Source organism: Streptomyces sp. NPDC046900 (assembly GCF_040644975.1).
GTDB lineage: Bacteria > Actinomycetota > Actinomycetes > Streptomycetales > Streptomycetaceae > Streptomyces.
The window spans coordinates 109,288-127,647 of the sequence record NZ_JBEYXD010000011.1 but is presented as its reverse complement, the minus strand read 5'-3'; the positions used below and the strand labels follow the sequence as shown (position 1 = coordinate 127,647).

The 18,360-nt window shown below is 71.0% G+C and carries 14 protein-coding genes; 9 read left to right on the top strand and 5 right to left on the bottom strand.

The window, feature by feature from the left end:
• Positions 1-16 precede the first annotated feature (16 nt).
• The 3 genes from ABZ904_RS14150 to ABZ904_RS14140 form a co-directional block, all read right to left on the bottom strand.
• A complete protein-coding gene (locus ABZ904_RS14150) occupies positions 17-2,473 on the bottom strand; it encodes a dolichyl-phosphate beta-glucosyltransferase (protein ID WP_361823237.1) in 2,457 nt (818 codons plus the stop codon).
• Complete coding sequence (locus ABZ904_RS14145; protein ID WP_359395775.1) at positions 2,470-3,159, bottom strand: GntR family transcriptional regulator; 690 nt, start codon at positions 3,157-3,159, stop codon at positions 2,470-2,472. The genes ABZ904_RS14150 and ABZ904_RS14145 overlap by 4 nt, the downstream gene beginning before the upstream one ends.
• A gap of 134 nt (positions 3,160-3,293) precedes the next feature.
• Positions 3,294-4,649, bottom strand: a complete 1,356-nt coding sequence (locus ABZ904_RS14140) for an aspartate aminotransferase family protein (RefSeq protein WP_360996179.1) — start codon at positions 4,647-4,649, stop codon at positions 3,294-3,296.
• Positions 4,650-4,980: 331 nt separating this feature from the next.
• Here ABZ904_RS14140 and ABZ904_RS14135 point away from each other — a divergent pair, with 331 nt between their 5' ends.
• Together ABZ904_RS14135 and ABZ904_RS14130 are read left to right on the top strand one after the other, a co-directional pair.
• Positions 4,981-6,888 carry a serine/threonine-protein kinase gene (locus ABZ904_RS14135; protein ID WP_361823235.1) on the top strand — a complete coding sequence of 636 codons (1,908 nt, stop codon included), beginning with the start codon at positions 4,981-4,983 and terminating at the stop codon, positions 6,886-6,888.
• A 124-nt stretch (positions 6,889-7,012) separates the two neighbouring features.
• The gene (locus tag ABZ904_RS14130; RefSeq protein WP_361823348.1) at positions 7,013-8,563 is read left to right on the top strand and encodes a substrate-binding domain-containing protein; all 1,551 of its coding nucleotides are present in this window, start codon (positions 7,013-7,015) and stop codon (positions 8,561-8,563) included.
• Positions 8,564-8,684: 121 nt separating this feature from the next.
• On the opposite strand, the gene ABZ904_RS14125 is transcribed toward ABZ904_RS14130, so the two are convergent.
• Complete coding sequence (locus ABZ904_RS14125) at positions 8,685-9,425, bottom strand: SLATT domain-containing protein (protein ID WP_359395682.1); 741 nt, start codon at positions 9,423-9,425, stop codon at positions 8,685-8,687.
• A 366-nt stretch (positions 9,426-9,791) separates the two neighbouring features.
• Here ABZ904_RS14125 and ABZ904_RS14120 point away from each other — a divergent pair, with 366 nt between their 5' ends.
• From ABZ904_RS14120 to ABZ904_RS14090, 7 genes are all read left to right on the top strand, one after another.
• The gene (locus ABZ904_RS14120) at positions 9,792-10,130 is read left to right on the top strand and encodes a YbaB/EbfC family nucleoid-associated protein (RefSeq protein ID WP_359395684.1); all 339 of its coding nucleotides are present in this window, start codon (positions 9,792-9,794) and stop codon (positions 10,128-10,130) included.
• 108 nt (positions 10,131-10,238) lie between these two features.
• The gene (gene recR, locus ABZ904_RS14115; protein WP_359395686.1) at positions 10,239-10,838 is read left to right on the top strand and encodes a recombination mediator RecR; all 600 of its coding nucleotides are present in this window, start codon (positions 10,239-10,241) and stop codon (positions 10,836-10,838) included.
• Positions 10,831-11,490: a DUF5063 domain-containing protein gene (locus ABZ904_RS14110; protein ID WP_360996170.1), complete on the top strand. Its 660-nt coding sequence runs from the start codon at positions 10,831-10,833 to the stop codon at positions 11,488-11,490. Before recR ends, ABZ904_RS14110 begins: the two co-directional genes overlap by 8 nt.
• Positions 11,491-11,861: 371 nt before the next feature.
• Positions 11,862-13,139 carry an aspartate kinase gene (locus tag ABZ904_RS14105; RefSeq protein ID WP_359395690.1) on the top strand — a complete coding sequence of 426 codons (1,278 nt, stop codon included), beginning with the start codon at positions 11,862-11,864 and terminating at the stop codon, positions 13,137-13,139.
• Between the two features lie 40 nt (positions 13,140-13,179).
• Positions 13,180-14,247, top strand: coding sequence for an aspartate-semialdehyde dehydrogenase (locus ABZ904_RS14100; RefSeq protein WP_359395692.1), 1,068 nt, complete (start codon positions 13,180-13,182; stop codon positions 14,245-14,247).
• A 488-nt stretch (positions 14,248-14,735) separates the two neighbouring features.
• Positions 14,736-15,395, top strand: a complete 660-nt coding sequence (locus ABZ904_RS14095; protein WP_359395695.1) for a SigE family RNA polymerase sigma factor — start codon at positions 14,736-14,738, stop codon at positions 15,393-15,395.
• Positions 15,392-16,843 carry a hypothetical protein gene (locus ABZ904_RS14090; RefSeq protein ID WP_359395698.1) on the top strand — a complete coding sequence of 484 codons (1,452 nt, stop codon included), beginning with the start codon at positions 15,392-15,394 and terminating at the stop codon, positions 16,841-16,843. The genes ABZ904_RS14095 and ABZ904_RS14090 overlap by 4 nt, the downstream gene beginning before the upstream one ends.
• Positions 16,844-17,222: 379 nt before the next feature.
• On the opposite strand, the gene ABZ904_RS14085 is transcribed toward ABZ904_RS14090, so the two are convergent.
• Positions 17,223-18,137: an SURF1 family protein gene (locus tag ABZ904_RS14085; RefSeq protein ID WP_359395700.1), complete on the bottom strand. Its 915-nt coding sequence runs from the start codon at positions 18,135-18,137 to the stop codon at positions 17,223-17,225.
• Between the last annotated feature and the right edge of the window lie 223 nt (positions 18,138-18,360).

Genomic DNA, 18,360 nt, shown 5'->3' with positions numbered 1-18,360 from the left:
GCGAAGCCGGGGTGTCTCAACCGTGCAGGTCCCATACCCATACGCCGCCCACCCACTTACCCGGCCGCCCCACGAGCGCGTCCACGGCCTGGCGCAGCTGGTCCTGGTACGGCTGCGGGGCCAGCACCAGAGCACCCGCCTTCCAGTACGCGAAGTCGACGCGCGCCTGTGCCCGCCAGTTCTTGCCGATGGTGGGGGCCACTCCGGTGAAGCTGACGTCCCGCAGCATGCTGGACGTGTAGCGGGGCTGCGCGGTGTAGATGCCGATGCGGTCGCTGCCGTAGGGGCCGTTGAAGTAGCCGCCCGGCACACTGAACTTCAGGCCGGTCGCGGTCTGCCAGTGCAGGGCCTCCGCGTTGCCCGAGTCCGGCAGCGGGATCGGCACGAGCGTCTCGTCCTTGCCGACGTAGGACTTCCACGTCCCGTCCGCGATGAACGCCGGCACCTCGGCGCGCTCCACCGTCTTCAGCGGGGCGGGCAGGATCGGGATGAGCGCCGCCGCGACCGCGGTCAGACCGATGAACTGGTTCGCGATGTTCGGCGTGCGCAGCAGCCGCTCGATCGCCACGGCCAGCAGCATGCCCAGTGCCGGCGCGCAGATCATCGCGACCCGGCCCTCGATGACCGATTCGAACAGAGGCTTGTCCGCGAGCAGGGCCCAGGGGCCCGGGAGAGTGGTCTGGCTGAGCGGGATCCGGAATCTGGGACCCAGGGACAGGAAGGCGGCGGCCAGCGCCGTGAACGCGAGCGCCTTGACGAGGGGGCGGTCCCACAGCCGAACGGTGATCGCGAAGGCGAGGGCCACCAGCGGCCAGCCGTAGAAGGCGTTCTGCTCCGTGGGGTTCAGCGACAGGGCGTTCGCGGTCACCTCGTTGCCCGCGACCAGCGAGCGCTCGGCGAAGGAGAGCAGGGCGAGCGGACTGTTGCCCGCGTTGTCGCCGTGCAGAACGCTCTTGTAGCTCTGCGGACCGAAGAACTGCCAGTACAGAGGGAGCGCCACCAGGGGCAGGCACACCGCCGCGCCGATCGCCAGCCCCTTCAGCAGCGGCTGCCAGGCCTTCTTCGCCACGTCCCGGCGTACGACCCCGTACGCGGCGGCGAACAGCGCCATGCCGAGGGACGCCAGCAGCAGCGGCTCCTCGCCGAGGAAGACCTGATACGCCGCCATCAGCCCGAGGACGACCCCGTCCCGGACGACTCTTGTACCCGAACACAGGCGCAGGGCGCGCTCGATGAGCAGCGGGATCATGAACAGGACGGTGAAGTTCGGGTGCGCGTTGGCGTGGCTGACCATCGGGGGCGCGAAGGCCGCGAGCGCCGCACCGGTGAAGGCGGCACCCCGGTGCCGCACGACCCGTTTCACGATCAGCCGGTACCAGCCGAAGGCCGTCGCGGCGAGGCCCAGCGTCATCACCAGCGCGAGCGTGACCGCGGGGCCGAGGAACAGCGTGACCGGCGTCAGGGGGACGGTCAGGCCCAGCATCACCGTGTTGGCCATGAGGTTCACGCCGTCGGGGAAGCCCTGCAGCGTGGTGAAGAGGGGGTTGCGGAGATGGGCCACGTTGTCGGCCGTCACCGCGAAGAACCACTCCCACTGGTTCTGGTCCTGGAGCGAGTCCGGGAGGTAGCGGTGGCCCGGGTCGGCCCAGCGGCCCGAGTACAGGCCCACCGACATCAACAGGAACACGGCGACGGCGAGGAGGTCCGCGGGGCGCACGGAGCGGATCTTCAGGCCGGCCAGTTCGGCCAGCACACGGAGGTAGTCGAGGGGGCGGACCTTGGAACCCGGCTGGTGGGCCCAGCGCACCGGCACCTCGGTGACCGGCCAGCCCGAGCGCCGGAAGTGCTGGAGTATCTCGACGTCGATGCCCCAGCCGCTGAGGCGGGACCCGGTGAACGCCTCACGGGCGCGGTCGCCGTCGAAGAGTTTGAAGCCGCACTGGGTGTCGCGTATGCCCGGCACGGCGATCCCGCGTATCAGGAGATTGCCCGCGCGCCCGAGCAGTTCACGCAGATGGCTCTGGTGCCGCTCTATGGTCGCCCCCGGTGCCGAACGGGAGCCGATCGCCGCCGAGTGCCCGTCGGCCAGCGCCTTCTCCAGGGCCTCCAGCTCCTCGATCGGTGCCGCCAGGTCGGCGTCCGTGATCAGGACCCGGCGGCCGTAGGAGGCGAGGACGCCCAGGCGCAGGGCGTGGCCCTTGCCGCGGTTGCGGGGGCTGGTGAGGAGCTGCACGCGCCGGTCGCGGGCCGTGACCGCGGCGACGATGTCCCGTGTGCCGTCGGTGGACCCGTCGTCGACGACGACGACCTCCCACTCGCCGAAGCGGCCCTCGTGCTCGCGCAGATACCCCACGATCGCGTCGAGGGTGGGTCCGAGGCGTTCCTCCTCGTTGTAGGCGGGGACGACGACGGACAGGTCGATGGAGATGGCCTGCATGTCCTGTATGACGTCGGTGGCCTGCGTCGCGCTCATCCGGCGGCGCGTCTTTCGAGCAGCGCGAGGGAGTGCGCGTTGTACGCGGCGACCACGGACTGCGCCGTGGCGGGGTCGCGGCGCGCCAGCGCGTCCACGAGCTCGGTGTGCCCGGCCCAGAGCCGGCCCCTGAGGTCGGTGGCCTTGCGCAGGTGCTGGACCGTGCAGACCCAGGTCTGCACGCGCAGCCGGTGCAGGAAGTCGCCGAGGTAGGAATTGCCGTACAGGGAGCTGAGCTCCCGCCAGAAGCGCAGGTCGTAGCCGATCAGGATGTTCAGTTCGCCGGCCGCGGCGGCGCGCTGGGCCTCCTCGCCGCGCCTCCGCACCGCCCCGAGGGCGGCCGGCAGGCCCGGGAGGTCCACCGCGATGCGCCCGCCGCCCTCGATGAGGTGGCGGAAGATTCCGTCGGTCACGAGGCTGCGGGCCTCGATCATCTCGCGGTAGTCGTCGAGGGAGTAGGCGTGCACCTCGAAACCGCGGTGCTGCACGGCGTCCAGGAGGCCCTGGGCCGACAGGTCGACCAGCGCCTCGCGGACGGGGGTCGCGGAGACGCCGTACTGCTCGGCGATCTCCTTCACCGTGAACTCCTGGCCCGGCTGCAGCCGGCCGGCCAGCACCTCGTCGCGGAGCGCGTCCGCGATCTGCTGCCGCAGGGTGCTACGGGTAACGGTGCCATTGCCGGGCATCGTGGTCTGGATCCCCCATCCGCGTACGGTTCCGTGTTCCTCATCGAGCACGTCACCTTACGCGGTGGGGGTTGCACGAGTGCCGTATGCGGCGCCTGTGGCGGGGGCCGGCGCGATGGGTCCCGCCGTACCGGCTACGCGGTGTACTCGTCCGCGACGGCCAGCGCCGCGTCCAGGGCCGCGAGGCCCTCCTTGGCCTCCGCCTCCGTGACGGTGCAGGGCGGAACGACGTGCGTGCGGTTCATGTTCACGAAGGGCCACAGACCGTTGGCCTTCGCGGCGGCGGCGAACGCGGCCATCGGCGCGTTCGCCTCACCGGCCGCGTTGTACGGCACGAGCGGCTCGCGGGTCTCCCGGTTCCGCACCAGTTCCAGGGCCCAGAACATGCCCACACCGCGCACGTCGCCCACCGACGGGTGCCGTTCGGCCAGTTCGCGCAGCCCGGGTTCGATGACCTGCGCACCGACGACCGCCGCGTTCGCGACGACGCCCTCCTCGGCCATCACGTTGATCGTGGCCACGGCCGCGGCACAGGCCAGTGGGTGCCCGGAGTACGTCAGACCGCCCGGATAGGGCCGCTTGCCGAAGGTCTCCGCGATCTTGCCGGAGATGGCGACGCCGCCGAGCGGCACATAGCCGGAGTTCACGCCCTTCGCGAAGGTCATCAGGTCCGGGGTCACCTCGAAGAGGTCAGCGGCGAACCACTCGCCGGTGCGCCCGAACCCGGCCATGACCTCGTCGAGGACGAAGACGATGCCGTACTTGTCGCACAGATCGCGGACGCCCGTGAGATAGCCGCGCGGCGGGACCATGATCCCGGCCGTCCCGGGGATGGTCTCCAGGACGATGGCGGCGATGGTCCCCGGGCCCTCGAATGCGATGGTCGTCTCCAGGTGCTCGAGCGCCCGCTCGCACTCCTGCTGCTCGGTCTCGGCGTAGAAGCGCGAGCGGTACAGGAACGGCGCCCAGAAGTGCACCACCCCGGCGGAGCCGCTGTCGGAGGCCCAGCGGCGCGGGTCGCCGGTGATGTTCACGGCCTGCTGGGTGCCACCGTGGTACGAGCGGTAGGCGGACAGCACCTTGGGCCGGCCGGTGTGCAGGCGCGCCATGCGCACCGCGTGCTCGTTCGCGTCGGCACCGCCGTTGGTGAAGAAGATCTTGTCGAGGTCGCCGGGGGTGCGTTCGGCGATCAGTCGGGCGGCCTCCGAGCGGGCCTCGACGGCGAAGGCAGGCGCGAACGTGGTCAGGGTGGCGGCCTGCTCCTGTATCGCGGCGACGACCTTCGGGTGCTGGTAGCCGATGTTCGTGAAGACGAGGCCGCTGGTGAAGTCCAGGTAGCGGTTGCCGTCGTAGTCCCAGAAGTACGACCCCTCCGCACCGGCGACGGCGAGCGGGTCGATGAGATCCTGCGCTGACCAGGAGTGGAAGACGTGCGCACGGTCCGCGGCCTTGACGGCGGCACCGGCCTGAGGGTCGGTCTGAGGGGTCATGCGCCGAAGCGTAGGTGTCCGCGGTGCGGGCGCGACATCGGCGTCCTGTCTGCGGTCGGGGACTTTCCGCGACAGGTTGTCGTATGGATGCCGCCCGAGGGCCGGCCTGCCCCGCGCCGGGTACCGGATCCGGGCGGGCCACGCCCCGCACTGCCCGCCACCAGGTGTTCGCCGAGGTCCCGCGTGTACGGGGCGCCTTCCGGGGACCGGAAGCCGTCCGCCCGGCCTGTTACGGAACCGTAGACACCACCCTGACAGACTCCCCGTACGGCGGCATTATCCTCGGGCTGTCGCACGCAGGGGGGTAATCAGGGGGGTAGGTGACACGGCGATGGACAAGCCGAAGGCGGGGGATCCGGTGGGGACGGCTCCCGGAACGGACCTCCGGGGGAGTGCCGGGTCCTATCGGCTGCTCAGGCGGCTCGGGACCGGCGGTATGGGGAACGTGTATCTGGCCCGCTCCGACCGGGGCCGCACCGTCGCGGTGAAGCTCGTCCGGCGGGAGCTGGCCGAGCAGGAGGAGTTCCGGGCGCGTTTCCGGCACGAGGTGCAGGTCGCCCGGCGGGTCGGCGGGCACTGGACGGCGCCCGTCCTGGACGCCGACACCGAGGCCGACATCCCCTGGGTCGCCACCGGGTACGTGGCGGGCCCGACCCTGCACACCGTCGTCTCGCAGGACCACGGCACCCTGCCGGAGCGCTCCGTGCGCGTGCTGGCCGCCGGTCTCGCCCACGCCCTTCAGGACATCCACGCGGCGGGGCTGATCCACCGCGACCTCAAGCCCTCCAACGTCCTCGTCACCATCGACGGGCCGCGGGTCATCGACTTCGGCATCGCCCGCGCCATGGAGACGCTCACCGGCGCCTGGCTCACGCGTACCGGGGCGCTCGTCGGATCGCCCGGGTTCATGTCGCCGGAGCAGGTGCGCGGCGACCGCATCACACCCGCGTGCGACGTCTTCTGCCTCGGGTCCGTCCTCACCTACGCCGCCACGGGCGCCTTTCCCTTCGGCACCGTCGACAGCGGCGTGCACGCCCTGATGTTCCGCATCGCGCAGCAGGAACCGGAACTGGGCGGCATGCCCGAGGAGTTCGCCGCTCTCGTACGGGACTGTCTGCGCAAGGACCCGGCCGCCCGGCCCACGCCCGCGCAGATCCTGGAGCGGATCGGCGCGGAGGACACGGTCTCGGACGGCCGGAGCCGGGAACCCTGGCTGCCCGGTTCCCTGGTCGCCCAGCTCGGCCGTCATGCCGTGCGGCTGCTGGACGCGGAGGATCCGCAGGACGCGGTGAAGGCCGCCCTTCCGGGGCCCAGGACGGGCGATTCCGGTGCCCCGCAGGACCCCGTCGACCTGACCAAGCGGCTCCCGGACCCGCAGGTCGCTCCCGAGCACGCCGCCGCGGCGGACGCGGCGCCCGCGCCGGGTGCGCCCGCCGTCCCCGACCGGCTGCCCGTCCAGGCCGCCGGTCCCGGCCACACGCCCGCGCCGGGTGCCCCGCCCGCCTACGGTCACCCGCAGCAGCACCCTCAGCCCCCGGTGCACGGCGACCCGCAGAACGCCGGCGGCTGGACCGGTACGCCGGCCCGCGGTCCGGTCCCGCCGTACGGGTCTGTGCCGTACGGCGCCCTGCCCTACGGCGACCTGGAACCGCAGTCCCGGCGCGGGAACCGCCGCTCCACCGCCGTGCTGGTCGCCGTCGCCCTGGTCGTCGCGCTCGGCGCGGGCGGCTCGGTGTACGCGCTGATGCGGGGCGACGGGCACGGTACGAAGGGCGCCGCGGGCCCCTCGCACACCGCCGGGGCGCCCACGGCCCAGCACCCGACCACGCCGGCGCCCTCGGCCTCGAAGAGCGCGAGCTCCGGCTCGCAGTCACCGGCCGCCGGCACCGTCCCCTCGGCCTACCTCGGCACCTGGAACGCCGCCATCGACAACGCCGGTGGGCACAGCACCCGCCAACTGGTCGTCCAGCAGGGCAAGGTGGGCGACACGGTGCTCTCCCTGACGGCGGACGGCCCGCCCGGCAGCGGCACGTACCACTGCGTCTTCCAGGCGAAGCTGGCCGAAAAGCCCACCGCAGGGAGCCCGTTGGAGATCGGCCCGTCCACGGTCACGGTCGGCAGACCGGCTTCGTCCTGCACCCCGGGCCAGGCCACCGAGCTGACGATCCTCCCGGACGGCCGCCTCAAACGCCTGAACACCAGCACCGGAGAGTCCCTGACGTACACGAAGGGGGACTGAACTCCCCACGTACGCCCACCCGTTGAACGTCACATGAACTTCGGCGGAGGGCCCCTGCGTGTTTTCGCCGACGGGCCGTACGGTGACCGCACGATCGGCTCCGGTGAGTAGCGGGGGACCCACGGTGGAGTGGTTGAGCGCAGAGAACGTCGTGGCCGTGGGGACCGCGGTGCTCGGCATCGTCGCTTCCGGTGTCATGGTCTGGTACGAACGCCGGGTGCCGCGCCGCAAGCGCATCGGCTACCGCGTCCAGATGGACAACCCGATAGGCGACGACGTCCGCTCGGGCCGTGCGAACAGACGCCTCGGCCTCTTCGACGATGACCCGGGCATGGTGGACGCGACGCTCGTCCTCCTGCGCATCGAGAACGACGGCTCGCAGGGCATCGACCGCGACGACTACACCGGCCCCGAAATCCACGGTCTGACCGCGGTGTTCACCGACCGCACCATCCGCGGTGTCTCGGTCACGCAGCCGACCGACGCCGACCACCTCATGGACCACTTCATCCCGGATCGCGGCTTCGGGTACGAGGGCAACACGCTGCGCATCCCGCGGGTCCCGCTCAACCGCGGCGACCACTTCAAGCTGCTCGTGCTGCTGTCGGGCGGCGATGTGGGCCGCGAGATACGGCTCATCGGCGGCATCCGGGAAGGCGAGGTGCACCCGAACCGCAGCGCCACCCCGGACGAGAAGCCGCCGCTGTTCAGCCGCGCCGCCCGGCTGATCAGCATCACGCTCACGCTCAGCGTCGTCACGCTCGCCGGCATCGTCGTCGCCCGGGACGACAACCCGCCCCCCATCGAATGTGCCCGCGGCTCCCTGGCGATCACGGGCTCGACGGCCTTCGCCCCCGTGGCACGGGAAGTGGCGAAGCAGTACGAGAAGAAGTGCGAGGGCTCCGACATCAAAGTGGACGCGCGGGGCAGCGAGGCGGGTGTGGGTGAACTCGCCGCCCGGGGCGCCCAGTCGAAGAGGTCCCCGTCCATGATCGCGTTCTCCGACGGGCCCACCGCCGACGAGTCCCGTGACCTCGAGGGGAACAGGGTCGCGGTGCTGGCCTTCACCCTGGTCGTCAACCAGGGCCTCGATCTCGGGCGCGGGCTGTCGCTGACCGACGTACGCCGCATCTACCGCGGGCAGATCACCCGCTGGAGGCAACTCGACCCGCATCTGCCGAATCTGCCCGTGGTGCTCGTCAGTCGCAACGCCGACTCCGGCACGCGTCAGATCTTCCAGCGGCGGGTGCTGGGCAGCTGGGAGCGGGCCCCCAGCACGTCGCTGGACTGCCTCCACAAGGACGACGGGACAGCGCCGGTCATGCGCTGTGAACTCGACTCCACGCAGGAGGTGCTGGACAAGGTGGCCGCGATCCCCGGCGCCATCGGCTACAGCGAGCTCAACTTCGCCCTGGGCCACAAGGGGCTGCGCCGGGTGCCCCTGGGCGGCGCCGTGGCCTCCGTCCAGGACATCGAGTACGGCAGGAGCGACTACCCGTACCGCGGGGTCGAGTACGCCTACACCTACGGTCACCCGCCCGCCGGTTCCCTGGCCGCCGGCTTCCTCGCCTATCTCGGCCAGAGCGTCGGCGAGACCGTGATCCGCAGCCACGGCAACCTGCCGTGCTCCGCGCCGGCCGTGCTGCCGCTGTGCGACGACGACGGCGGAAGCTGACCCGTACGAGGGACTGCGCCAGAGGGTTGCCGGGCCGATGCGGAGGTGTTTTGCCGGTGGGCGTCGGGCCTCTGCGGTACGCGCCTGGTTCTGGTGGGGCGCTGGGCCCGTGCCGGCGCGCTCACCTCGGCTCGGGTGGCCGCTGCCGGGGCATGTTCGGGCGGGTCCCGTTCGGCGGCGCCAACCTCCCCAGCGCCAGTACGTCCCCCCGCGGCGCGGCCGCCCCCACCGACTGGATGCCCAGGGGGCCCGACCTCGTCCGGAATTCCACCATCCAGTCCGCCGTCTCCGCCCGTACCAGTTCCGTCAGGTCCTCCGAGAACCGCCGCAGGACCGACAGGCACCGCTCCGCCGCCTCCCCGGCGGTCCCCTCCGTCGGCCCCAGCACCTCCCGCACGCTCTCGGTCGCCCAGTCGAACTGCAGGGCCTGGAGCCGCCGTTGCACGGCCTGAGCGGTCGCCACGTCCCTTATCCAGCCGGACGTCACCCCGAAGAACCGGTCCCCGGCCACACAGGACACCCCGAGCAGCAGCGACAGATAGGCCCAGGGTGCGACCCCGTCGACCGCCCCGGTCAGCTCGAGCAGCGGCAGCGCGGCCCCGCACACGGCACCGGACGCCGCACCCACTCGCAGCGCGAGCGCCCCCCGCCGCTTCCACACCCGGTTCGCGAGATACCAGGCCACCGTCTCCAGCGCCCGGTCCTCCACCCACCGGTACAGCTCGTCGAGCCGCTGCGCGGGCTCCCCCCAGTCGCCGTGCGGGAACGGCCCTCCCGTGAGGTCGTCCGGCCGCAGCCCCGCCGCACCCTCGCCCCGCCCGTCCTGGAGCGGACTCTCGGGCTGCATCTCCGGCTGGCTCACCCGACACTCCCTACATACGGCCATGACTTCCGCGATGCACCCTCCGCGGTGCGCGCGTCCCCCGCTCCGTGCACGCTCCGCCCTGCTCAGGTGACGCATGGTGCTGAAGCGGACCCTTCCTACCGCCCAATGGGGGGCGGGCACCCGGGTTTCAGCGCTTTTCCGCCCGGAAGTGGGTCCTGGGTAGGTAGGGGACGGCTGACAATCTCACTCGAAAGAGTGGCGCCACGGTCCAGGTCAGGGTCCGGTCGGACTACCGGAGCGCGCGTGACGGTGACCACGTAGGCTCGTGCCAGGCGGCAAAAACCCGCCCGGAAAGCCGTACGAAACCCTGACAGCCGTACCGTACGAGACCAGGAGCTGATCGTGATTCCCGGTGGTGGCCAGCCCAACATGCAGCAGTTGCTCCAGCAGGCCCAGAAGATGCAGCAGGACCTCGCGCAGGCGCAGGAGGAGCTGGCTCGGACCGAGGTCGAGGGCCAGGCGGGCGGTGGTCTGGTGAAGGCCACGGTCACCGGCGCCGGCGAACTGCGGGCCCTGGCCATCGATCCCAAGGCGGTGGACCCGGAGGACACGGAGACCCTCGCCGACCTGATCGTCGCGGCCGTCCAGGCGGCCAACGAGAACGCGCAGGCCCTCCAGCAGCAGAAGCTCGGCCCGCTGGCCCAGGGGCTGGGCGGCGGCATCCCCGGCTTGCCGTTCTGAGTCCACCGGCCCGTCCCTTCTAAGTGGGGCAAGGGCCAACTACCGTACGTACCAAGAAACCGAGCCCGGCTACGGTACGTACCGAAGCTCTCCAGGAAAGGCAGTCCGTTGTACGAAGGCGTGGTTCAGGACCTCATCGACGAGCTGGGGCGGCTGCCCGGCGTCGGTCCCAAGAGCGCGCAGCGGATCGCCTTCCACATCCTCCAGGCCGAGCCGACGGATGTGCGTCGGCTCGCCCAGGCACTGCTCGAGGTGAAGGCCAAGGTCCGCTTCTGCGCGACCTGCGGCAACGTCGCACAGGAGGAGTTGTGCGGTATCTGCCGTGACGCCCGCCGCGACCCGTCGGTGATCTGTGTGGTGGAGGAGCCGAAGGATGTCGTCGCGGTCGAGCGGACCCGTGAGTTCCGGGGCCGCTACCACGTTCTGGGCGGAGCGATCAGCCCGATCGAGGGCGTGGGCCCGGACGACCTGAGGATCAGGGAACTGCTCGCGAGGCTGGCCGACGGCACGGTCACCGAGCTCATCCTGGCCACGGATCCCAACCTGGAGGGCGAGGCCACGGCCACGTACCTCGCCCGGATGATCAAGCCCATGGGCCTCAAGGTCACCCGCCTGGCCAGCGGCCTCCCGGTGGGTGGCGACCTGGAATACGCGGACGAGGTCACCCTCGGCCGCGCCTTCGAGGGGAGACGACTCCTAGATGTCTGACGCCACGCTGCACTCCACGACGATGGACCCCGACGACTTCGCGGTGCAGATCGCGGACCAGATCGAGAGTTTCCTGGTCGCCGTCACGGAGGTCGCGAAGGGTGACGAGCCGGACTCCGCTATTCCGTTCCTCTTGCTGGAGGTCTCCCAGCTGCTCCTCGCGGGCGGCCGCCTCGGCGCACACGAGGACATCGTGCCGGACGAGCGCTACGAGCCGGACTCGGGCCCGGACGCGGACGCGGACGAGCTGCGCGAACGCCTTGCCACCATGCTGGACCCGGTCGACGTGTACTCGGAGGTCTTCGACCCGTACGAGCCGCGCAAGGCGCCGGTTCCGGCCCGTATCTCCGACGACCTGGCGGACGTCATCACGGACCTGCGCCACGGCATGGCCCACTACCGGGCCGGCCGCACCACGGAAGCCCTGTGGTGGTGGCAGTTCTCGTACTTCTCCAACTGGGGTTCGACGGCGTCCGCGACCCTCCGCGCGCTCCAGTCGCTGGTCGCCCATGTGCGACTGAACCAGCCGCTGGAGGAGCTCGACGGCCTCGACACCGACCAGGGCCTCGGCGACGAGGTCCTCGCCGAGGAGGCGGGCCGGGTCATGGCCCGGGAGATCGCCCGGCCGCTGGGGCTGCGACCGGTCAAGTAGGCCCGGTCACCCCTTTCCCTGGCGGATCGGGGACCGGTCCCCGACTCGTCCTGAACGTGTGCACGGCCCGCGTCCGCATGCCCGGAACCCGGTGCACACCGGTCTCCTGTGACACGCGGCACTTTTCGAGTACCTCTCGTCGCACCGGGGCAGATGCGCTCCTGGAGCGGCCGGGTCGCACGCTGGAAACCTTCGGTGAAAACCGTCGTACGCCTGTCGTACGTACGAAGAAAACCGGGGTGATCCCGGCGTGAGCGGGACATCTCACCATGCGATATCCCGGAAGGGAAATTCGGTCGCTCGATAGACTGAGCCGACCGCACGTGCAGATACGCGGGTGCGGAAAGAGACGGACTGAGCGAGGAGCGCACGTGGGCCTTGTCGTGCAGAAGTACGGAGGCTCCTCCGTAGCCGATGCCGAGGGCATCAAGCGCGTCGCCAAGCGGATCGTGGAAGCCAAGAAGAACGGCAACCAGGTGGTTGTCGTGGTCTCCGCGATGGGCGACACGACGGACGAGTTGATCGATCTCGCCGAGCAGGTTTCCCCCATGCCTGCCGGGCGTGAGTTCGACATGCTGCTGACCGCCGGAGAGCGGATCTCCATGGCCCTGCTGGCCATGGCGATCAAAAACCTGGGTCACGAGGCTCAGAGTTTCACCGGCAGCCAGGCAGGCGTCATCACCGACTCGGTCCACAACAAAGCCCGGATCATCGACGTCACGCCGGGCCGCATCCGCACCGCGCTGGACGAGGGCAACATCGCCATCGTCGCCGGTTTCCAGGGCGTCAGCCAGGACAAGAAGGACATCACGACCCTGGGTCGCGGTGGTTCCGACACGACCGCGGTCGCGCTGGCCGCGGCCCTCGACGCCGAGGTGTGCGAGATCTACACCGACGTCGACGGCGTGTTCACCGCCGACCCGCGTGTGGTGAAGAAGGCCCGGAAGATCGACTGGATCTCCTTCGAGGACATGCTGGAACTGGCCGCGTCCGGGTCCAAGGTGCTGCTCCACCGCTGTGTGGAGTACGCACGCCGTTACAACATCCCGATCCACGTCCGCTCATCCTTCAGCGGACTGCAGGGCACGTGGGTCAGCAGCGAGCCGATTCAGCAAGGGGACGTGAAGGTGGAGCAGGCCATCATCTCCGGTGTCGCGCACGACACCTCCGAGGCCAAGATCACGGTCGTCGGCGTGCCGGACAAGCCGGGCGAGGCCGCCTCGATCTTCCGTGCCATCGCCGACGCCGAGATCAACATCGACATGGTCGTGCAGAACGTGTCCGCCGCGGCGACCGGTCTCACGGACATCTCCTTCACCCTTCCGAAGACCGAGGGGCGCAAGGCGATCGACGCCCTGGAGAAGGGCAGGACCGCGATCGGCTTCGACTCGCTGCGCTACGACGACCAGATCGGCAAGATCTCGCTGGTCGGCGCGGGCATGAAGACGAACCCGGGTGTCACGGCGGCCTTCTTCGAGGCGCTGAGCGACGCCGGTGTGAACATCGAGCTGATCTCGACCTCCGAGATCCGTATCTCGGTGGTCACACGTGCGGACGACGTGGCGGAGGCCGTCCGCGCGGTGCACAGCGCGTTCGGCCTGGACTCCGAGACCGATGAGGCCGTTGTCTACGGAGGCACCGGGCGATGACCGGCCTCCCCCGCGGGGGCACGGGCCGTATGGGGCGTCGATGACAACGCGAACCGAGAAGCCGACGCTCGCGGTCGTGGGCGCGACCGGAGCCGTCGGCAGGGTCATGCTCCAGATCCTGTCCCAGCACGCGGACATCTGGGGCGAGATCCGTCTGATCGCCTCGCCGCGCTCCGCCGGCCGCAAGCTGGCCGTGCGCGGCGAGGAGGTCGAGGTCATGGCGCTCGGCGAGGAAGCGCTGGCCGGCGTCGACGTGGCGATGTTCGACGTCCCGGACGAGATCGCCGCGCAGTGGGCACCGATCGCCGCGAGCCTGGGCGCGGTCGTGGTGGACAACTCGGGCGCGTTCCGGATGGACCCCGAGGTCCCCCTGGTCGTGCCGGAGGTCAATCCGCATGCCGCCCGGCTGCGTCCGCGCGGCATCATCGCCAACCCCAACTGCACGACCCTCTCGATGATCGTGGCGCTCGGCGCGCTGCACGCCGAGTTCGGGCTGCGGGAGCTGGTCGTCTCCTCGTACCAGGCCGTCAGCGGCGCCGGCCGCGCGGGCATCGACACCCTGCGGCAGCAGCTGTCGCTGGTCGCCGGCACGGAGCTGGGGACCAACCCGGGTGACGTACGGCGCGCGGTGGGCGACAGCACGGGGCCCTTCCCGGAGCCGGTCGCGCTCAATGTGGTGCCGTGGGCCGGGTCGCTGCGCGAGGACGGGTGGTCCTCGGAGGAGATGAAGGTCCGCGACGAGTCCCGCAAGATCCTCGGGCTGCCGGAACTGCGGGTGGCCGTCACCTGTGTCCGCGTACCCGTGGTCACGGTGCATTCGCTGACGGTCCACGCCCGCTTCGAGGGCGATGTGACGGTCGACCACGCCCGCGAGATCCTCGACACGGCGCCCGGCGTGGTCCTCTTCGACAACCCGGCGGCGGGTGAATTCCCCACGCCCGCGGACGTGGTGGGCACGGACCCGACCTGGGTGGGCCGGGTGCGCCGCGCCCTGGACGATCCGACCGCGCTGGAACTGTTCGTGTGCGGTGACAACCTGCGCAAGGGCGCGGCGCTGAACACGGCGCAGATCGCGGAGCTGGTGGCGGCGGAACTCGGGGCGTCCTAGGGCGGCCGCGAAGGCCGGGGTCGCCGGACCCCGGCCGGCACAGACGCCGGGGACCGGCGTTCGCGCGTGGTCGACGGGGTGCCGCCCGGTGCGTTCGGTGCCCGTGCGCGTACGTTTTCCGGTGCCGGCTGTCCGATGGCCGGAATCCCTCACTGGCCGCTGGCTGAATCGTTTGTAGGATCTCTTTCGGTTCAGCGGGTCGGCCTGTGGTCCAAACCACTTGAATCGAAGCCTCTCGGCGTTCGAAGATTTCCCCTCCCGCCCTGCAACCGCGCACAGGGCCAGGAGCGTCTTTGCGGTCGCCCTCTGGGGGGCCGGGCACGACACACACGGGGCATAGGGGAAGAGCTGGTACGCATGAGGGCACTTGACGCACGGTCCGGTGTGCTGGGGGGCACATGGCAGGACGTGCAGACGGATGCGAAGCCTGTCGCAAAAGTGATGCCTGTCGCGTACAACCCTGGCGCGTGGAGACGTGTCCAACTGACGTGGCAGAGGTACTCGAATTCACCGCGGTACGGACGAGGGGCGCGGCCCTGCGTCCACCCAGTCGTCCCCGCTTGCCCGGCGGCATGCCGGTGATCGCCCCCATGCCCACAGCGCGGCCTACCCGCATCCCCAATCAGCGCGAGAGCGCGGACGAGTCGGCGGTGGCCGGCACCACGGTCGACCATCTCACCGAGACCTACCGCGCCCACTACCGCTCCCTCCTCGGCCTGGCGGCGCTCCTCCTCGACGACACCGCGTCCTGCGAGGACGTCGTCCAGGAGGCGTTCATCCGCGTCCACTCGGCACGCAAGCGCGTCCGTGACCCGGAGAAGACGCTCGCGTACCTGCGTCAGACCGTGGTCAATCTGTCGCGTTCGGCACTGCGCCGCCGCATCATCGGTCTCAAGCTGCTCTCCAAGCCCATGCCGGACATGGCGAGCGCCGAGGAAGGCGCGTACGACCAGCTGGAGCGGGACTCGCTGATCAAGGCGATGAAGGGCCTCCAGCGCCGTCAGCGCGAGGTCCTGGTGCTGCGCTACTTCGCGGACATGACCGAGGCCCAGGTCGCGGCGACACTGGGGATCTCGCTGGGGTCGGTGAAGGCCTACGGCTCGCGCGGCATAGCGGCGCTCCGTATCGCCATGGGGGCACCGGCATGAGCGGCCACGAGGAGCGTCGCGCCGCCTCCTGGGGCAGCGACGCCCATCAGCAACACGAGCCCTATGAGTGGCATGAGCCGACAGACCGGCCCGAGCTCCCCGAGGACGAACACAAGCAGCATGCTGGGAACGGAACTGTGAGCCACCGACCCGACGACCAAGGCCAGTACGAAGCCGGACCGGACCACGTCGCCCCCGACGCGACCGAACCCGACCGCTTCGCACGGGGACGAGGTGACGTCGAGGACCGGGGCGACTCGGGTGCCGGTTCTGGCGCTGCGGGAGGCTTCGGCGCCGGGGCGGACCCGGACGACGGGCGTGGTCCTTTCGGCGACGCCGTCGAGGGCCTGGGCGCGGGGCGGGACCGGCTCATGGCGGCGCTCGCAGGACTCGACCGCGGTGACTCCCCGACCGAGGGGAGCGCGGCCGGTCCCGACGAGCCGGAAGCGGCACCCGAGGATCTCGGTTCGGACGAGCTGGCGCTGCGCCGGATGCTGCATCAGGCAGTGCTCGAGATCGAGCCGCGCGACGGCGCTCTGGAGCATCTGCGGCGCGCGGTTCCGGCCCGCCGTGCGCGGAAGCGGCAGGCGCTGGTGGGCATGGCGGCCGCCGCCCTGTTCATCGGTACGGCGATCCCCGCTCTCGTGCACGTCTCGAATGCCACCGGCTCCGACGTCGACCCCTCCATGGCCGCGAAGGCCTCACAGGCCCAGGGCGACACCAACCAGGGCAAGGGCCCGGACGGTGGATCCAACGGCGCCGTCGGCTCCTCGGACACCACCAAGGGCACGGGCGGCAAGGAAGGCGACAAGGGCAAGGACGACAAGGGCAAGGGCGTCGGCAGCGGGTCCACCGACGGGGTCGGGCCGACCGCCTCGACGGAGAGCGCACCCACCTGCACGGCGGTACAGCTCGGCGGCGCGACCGGCACCGCGGGCGCCCCGGACGCCACCGGTGTGGTCTACGGCACCTTCCGCGTGACCAACATCTCCACCACGACCTGTACCGTCTCCGGCGCCGGCAACGTGTCCACCGCCGCCCAGGGTGCCGCGGACGCGTCCAAGATCAGCGTGGTGAACCACACCGCGGGCGACCCGGCCACCGGACTGCCCGCCCCGTCCCAGGAAGTCACCTCCCTGGTGCTCAAGCCCGGGGCGGCGTACGAGGTCAAGTTCGCCTGGGTCCCGTCCGAGACCTGTCCCACCACGGGCGGCAACACCGGCGGCCCGACCCTGGACCCGTCCCCCTCGACCAGCGCGCCGAGCGGCAGCACGGGCTCGGGCAGCAGCGGCACAGCACCACAGTTGATGCTGGAGGACGGCGTGGCCGACGGCAGTGTGGTGGTCTCCCACACGCCGGAGATCGGCTCCGCCTCGGCCACGGCGACGGTCACCAACGCGTGCGCCGGCACGGTTTACCGCACGGGAATGCTTTCGCCGACGCCCTGAAGCCTGGGCACGGCCCGGCTGTTCTGTCCCATTACGGTCCGTCCCATTACGGGGGGGGCGAGCCGCCTCGGGCCGGGGGGCCGGGGGACGGGCACATTCCTTGCGCGAGGGCTGAGCGGGGCTCGGGTGTGGGCGTGCGCGTGCGGTGGAGCGGGTGCCGGTCGTGGCGTGCGGGGCTGGGAGCGGGTGCCGGTGTCGTGGCCGGGTGCCAGTGTCGTGGCGTACGGGGGCTCAGCAGGGCCGGTAGCGGCGTGAGGGCGCGTGCCAGCGGTGGTGTAGGGCCGGACAGGCCAGGGCCGCGGTGTGAGCTTGGGGCGGGCGCCAGCCGTGGCCGTGGGGCCAGGCGAGTCCCGTGTGGCGTCAGCGTCCTCTGGAGGGTTCAGGCCGTCGCGGTGGGGGCCTGGCTCTCGGCGGTGGCTTCTTCGCCCTCGGCCGTCTTGCCTCCGGTCTCCTCGGCCCCGGTCCGCCCCGCAGGGCCGTCCTCCGGACTGTCGTCCCCGGCGGTCTCCGTCCCGGAGCCCGTCCCTTCCGTTCCCTCCGCCACGAGCCCCAGCTCAGCGTCCCGGGCGTACTCGACCTCGCGTCGCAACAGCCTGAACCACATGAAGACCGTGAAGCCCGCGAAGACGAACCACTCGCCGGTGTAGCCCAGGTTCTGGAACGCCTTCAGATCAAGTCCGGACCCCTGGGGTGCCGTCGCCGGCACGGCCTTCATACCGCTGTCCGCCTTGTCGAGGGTGATCCAGGCGTCGTAGAGGTCGTACGGCACCAGATTGACCAGCGAGGCCGCGCTGATCGCCGCGGTCTGGCCGGTGGGCAGCCCGCCGGCCGCGCCAACCCCGTTCGCGCCGGGGCTCTCGGACGCCTGCAGGGCTCCCGTGACCGTGACCTCGCCGGTAGGCGCGGCCGGCGCCTTGGCGGGGTTCGCGTCACCCGGCAGCCAGCCCCGTACGACCGGCAGCGCCTTGCCCGAGTCGGTCTGCAGCATGGTCAGCACGTAGAAGCCGCGCCTGCCGTCCAGCTCACGCTCCGGTACCAGCAGCTGCTTCCCGTACCGCCCCTTGGCCGTGGCCTTCATCCCGGATGTCCGCTGGTCCACCGGCAGCAGCTCGCCGAGCGGCCGGGCCGCCTCCTTCTGGTCCGCGGCGGCCCGCTCTGTCTGGGTCCTGTGGTCCTGGACCCGGGCCTCGAACCGGCTCAGCTGCCATGACCCCATGAAGATGCAGAAGGGGATGGCCAGCAGCACGAAGACGTTGATCCCCCACCAGCGGGACGTCAGCAGAAACCGGTACACGCCTTAAACGGTACGGGGCCGCCCCGGCGGATCACCCCGTGGGGGGTCTGTGGCCCGCCGGTGTGCCCCGTTGGACGAGGCGCCGGAGGGCGGAGGTCGGCCTGTCTGCACGAGGTGGCTACGTGGCTACGGTGCACGCGCGCATGCCCCGTACTCCCCGCTCGGCCACACCTACCCGTTCGCCACCTGGCCGGCCGACCGCCGCCCTCGGACAGGTGACGTC

What these genes read in the sequence shown, in the direction of transcription:
- ABZ904_RS14150 (WP_361823237.1), bottom strand. Translation starts at nt 2,473, where the DNA reads ATGAGCGCGACGCAGGCCACCGACGTCATACAGGACATGCAGGCCATC.
- ABZ904_RS14145 (WP_359395775.1), bottom strand. Translation starts at nt 3,159, where the DNA reads ATGCCCGGCAATGGCACCGTTACCCGTAGCACCCTGCGGCAGCAGATC.
- ABZ904_RS14140 (WP_360996179.1), bottom strand. Translation starts at nt 4,649, where the DNA reads ATGACCCCTCAGACCGACCCTCAGGCCGGTGCCGCCGTCAAGGCCGCG.
- ABZ904_RS14135 (WP_361823235.1), top strand. Translation starts at nt 4,981, where the DNA reads ATGGACAAGCCGAAGGCGGGGGATCCGGTGGGGACGGCTCCCGGAACG.
- ABZ904_RS14110 (WP_360996170.1), top strand. Translation starts at nt 10,831, where the DNA reads ATGTCTGACGCCACGCTGCACTCCACGACGATGGACCCCGACGACTTC.
- ABZ904_RS14100 (WP_359395692.1), top strand. Translation starts at nt 13,180, where the DNA reads ATGACAACGCGAACCGAGAAGCCGACGCTCGCGGTCGTGGGCGCGACC.
- ABZ904_RS14090 (WP_359395698.1), top strand. Translation starts at nt 15,392, where the DNA reads ATGAGCGGCCACGAGGAGCGTCGCGCCGCCTCCTGGGGCAGCGACGCC.